Origin of the sequence: Brevundimonas diminuta ATCC 11568, assembly GCF_000204035.1 — a bacterium.
Lineage (GTDB): Bacteria > Pseudomonadota > Alphaproteobacteria > Caulobacterales > Caulobacteraceae > Brevundimonas > Brevundimonas diminuta.
On the sequence record NZ_GL883086.1, the window covers coordinates 2,069,475 to 2,072,410 of the forward strand.

Annotated in this window: 4 protein-coding genes; 1 reads left to right on the plus strand and 3 read right to left on the minus strand. The window is 70.6% G+C overall.

All coding sequences use genetic code 11. The features are described 5' to 3' along the window. Positions 1-921 (minus strand): DUF2125 domain-containing protein (locus BDIM_RS13920; RefSeq protein ID WP_040347090.1); only part of this gene is annotated, 921 nt, incomplete at its 3' end. Between the two features lie 102 nt (positions 922-1,023). Between BDIM_RS13920 and BDIM_RS13925 the strand changes: the two genes are divergently transcribed. Continuing rightward, a complete protein-coding gene (locus BDIM_RS13925) occupies positions 1,024-1,458 on the plus strand; it encodes a VOC family protein (protein ID WP_003166237.1) in 435 nt (144 codons plus the stop codon). A gap of 5 nt (positions 1,459-1,463) precedes the next feature. On the opposite strand, the gene ybaK is transcribed toward BDIM_RS13925, so the two are convergent. Both ybaK and BDIM_RS13935 read right to left on the minus strand, forming a co-directional pair. Further along, complete coding sequence (gene ybaK, locus BDIM_RS13930; protein ID WP_003166238.1) at positions 1,464-1,937, minus strand: Cys-tRNA(Pro) deacylase; 474 nt, start codon at positions 1,935-1,937, stop codon at positions 1,464-1,466. A gap of 2 nt (positions 1,938-1,939) precedes the next feature. Further along, positions 1,940-2,936, minus strand: a 997-nt coding sequence (locus BDIM_RS13935; protein ID WP_040346261.1) for a helicase C-terminal domain-containing protein, incomplete at its 5' end; no start/stop codon positions are given.

Here is a 2,936-nt window from a genome sequence, read left to right on the forward strand (position 1 = left end):
GGCGGCGCGGTCCAGCGAACCGCCCTGCTGGGCGCCCGCCAGGCCGACGATGGCCGCCAGCGGCTTCTCGGCGCGCACGAAGACCTGACCCTCCAGCCGCCCCTTGGCGTCCGCCGACAGGGCGTCGCTGGAGACGAAGGCCTTGCTCTCGCCCGCCTGAAGCTGGCCCTTCACGTCGATGAAGCGTCCGCCCGTCGCCGTCCAGGCGGTCAGCAGCCCCTTGGCGTCCGCCCCCTTGCGCAGGGCCGAGGCCTTTTCGATCACCGCCTCGATCTGGGCGTTCAGCATCCCCGACTGGGTGAAGCCTTCAATGGGTCCGTTCGCGCGCCCTTCGCCGTCGACCAGACGGAACAGCACGTCCACGTCATCGGTCGGCGTGTCCGAGCCGACCAGATGCGGCCGCATGTAGAACTGCACCAGACGCGCCTGCTTCAGCGGGAAGGGCTCGGCGTCCGGCAGGGCGGTGAAGACCGGCTTCTCCAGCTCCAGAGCCACATTGGGCCACCGCTGGGTCAGGCCGTGCACGCTCATGCGGATGCCGTCGGCGCGGATGGCGGTCTTGCCCTTTTCGCCGCGCGTGACGGTCAGGCCGTTCGGCGCCGCCAGCACCCAGCGCGTGGGGTTGTAGGCGTTGGCCTGGGCGATCATCTCGGGCGCCGCGATCGCATGGCCGGACGGAGCGACGACGTCCAGGTGCTTGATCGTCACCCGCGCGTGCATGGGCCAGCCGGTGGTGGCGATTCCGGCGTGCTCGATGGTCCAGCCGCTCTCCTTCAGCCCGGCGATCTTGGCCTCCATGCGGCGCTCGATCTGCTGGGTCAGGAAGAACCACCAGCCGGTCCACAGGACCAGGCCCACGGCGACGATGACGAAGGGGATGATCAGCCCCTTGCGGCTGTGATGCGGTGCGGTGTCGGTCATGAGCGGGCTTTAGCAGGATGCGCGGCTGCTGACACGTCCTGTCAGCAGGAACAGGCCAGGCTGCCGTCCGTTCGAATCGCAATCTGACAGGAGACGAAGACCATGGAGACGCAGCAGCTTCATCGCGGTCGGCTGATCGACCATCTGCAACTGGTGACGCCGGACCTCGAGGCCAGCCGCCGCTTCTACGGCGCGGTGCTGGAAGCCCTGGGCGTGCCCATCGGCGGCGAAGCCGAACGCTTCTTCTGGGCCGACGAACTGTTCGTCTCGGCGGTCGACAGCATCGCGGCGCAGGGCCGGCCGACCGGCCGTTGCCACCTGGCCTTCCAGGCCAAGGATCGCGCCATGGTCGAGGCCTTCCACAAGGCGGGCCTGGCGGCGGGCGGAACCGACAACGGCGCGCCGGGCGAGCGGCCCTATCACCCCGGCTACTACGCCGCCTTCCTGCTGGACCCAGACGGCAACAACATCGAGGCGGTGTTCCACGGCGAGGCCGAGCGTTCCGCCGACAGCGTGGTCGTGACGTTCGAGAGCTAGGCCGATCAGGCGGTCAGGTCCGCCCACGCCGCTGCGCAGACCCGCGCCGCCTCGTCCGGCGCCAGCTCCAGCAGCAGGCCGCGCTGGCCGCCGTTGACCAGCACCCGCTCGAACAGGATGGCCGTCTCGTCGATGAAGGTCGGGACGGCCTTGCGCTGGCCGAAGGGACTGACGCCGCCGACCTTGAAGCCGGTCAGGCGCTCGGCGTCGGCGGGTTTCATCATCTGGGCCGACTTGCCCCCGGCGGCGGCGGCCAGCTTCTTCATGCTGACCTCACAGTCGGACGGCACGACGACGCAGACGGGCTTGGCGTCGACCAGGGTCATCAGCGTCTTGAACACCTGCTCGGGCGCCCAGCCCAGGGCCTCGGCCGCCTGCAACCCCACGCGCGGCGCGTCGGGATCGTAGTCGTAAGGGTGCAGTTCGAAGGCGACGCCGGCCTTGCTCAGGGCGACGGTGGCGGGGGTGGTGCGCGACATGGTCAGCCGGTCTGCTCCGCCAGGAAGTCCTTGGTCAACTCCACCGTCTCGGCCAGCCCCAGACGCAGAACCTCCGTCCCCGGAGGCAGGGCGGCGAACAGGCGCGTCGGACAGGCGGCGTCCAGCATGACGAAGACGCCCCGGTCGTCGGCCCGGCGGATCAGGCGGCCGAACGCCTGGGCGATGCGCCCGCGCGCCAAGGCGTCGTCCCACGAACGACCGCCCGAGCCCGTGCCGAACCGCTCGCGCCGCGCCTTGTGCAGCAAGTCGGGGCGCGGCCACGGCACGCGGTCGAAAGCCAGAACGCGCAAGGACCGCCCCGGCACGTCCACCCCGTCCCTGACGGCATCGGTGCCCAGCAGGCAGCTGTCCCGCTCGGCCCTGAAGACGTCGACCAACGCCCCGACCTCCAGCGGATCGACGTGCTGTGCGTAGAGCGGCAGGCCCGCCCGCGCCAGTTCGGGCCCCAGCCGCTCATAGACCGCCTTCAGCCGCCGGATGGCGGTGAACAGGCCCAGTCCTCCGCCGCCCGCCGCCAGGAACAGTTCGCGCATGGCCGCCGCGATCTGTCGCGGGTCGTCCTTGACCAGGTCATTGACGACGATGACCCGGCTGTTGGTCGCATAATCGAAGGGGCTGTCGACCTTCAGCGTGCGCGCCGGTTCGATCAGGCGCGCGGCCCCGGTCCGCAGCCGGGCGAGGTCGAAGGGGTCTTCCGCCGCCGGATCGGTCAGGGTGGCCGATGTCACCAACACCCCGTGCGACGGCATGACCACCGCCGCCTCCAGCGGTACGGTCGGATCGATCCAGTGGCGACGCAGGGCCACGTCGTGGATACGGCCGAAAGCCGCTTCTGCGCTTAGCCAGTCGACGAAGTCAGGATCGGGTTCGTCGCCCCCTTCCTCCAGCGCCGCCAACATGGAGCGCCAGCCGGGCAGGGTCATGCGCGCGCGCCGGTCCAGCCCGCGCAGCGAGCCCTCGATGCGGGCGCGGGCGGCG

Excerpts from the sequence above, each read along its gene's own strand:
- BDIM_RS13925 (WP_003166237.1), top strand. The coding sequence starts at position 1,024 with ATGGAGACGCAGCAGCTTCATCGCGGTCGGCTGATCGACCATCTGCAA.
- ybaK (WP_003166238.1), bottom strand. The coding sequence starts at position 1,937 with ATGTCGCGCACCACCCCCGCCACCGTCGCCCTGAGCAAGGCCGGCGTC.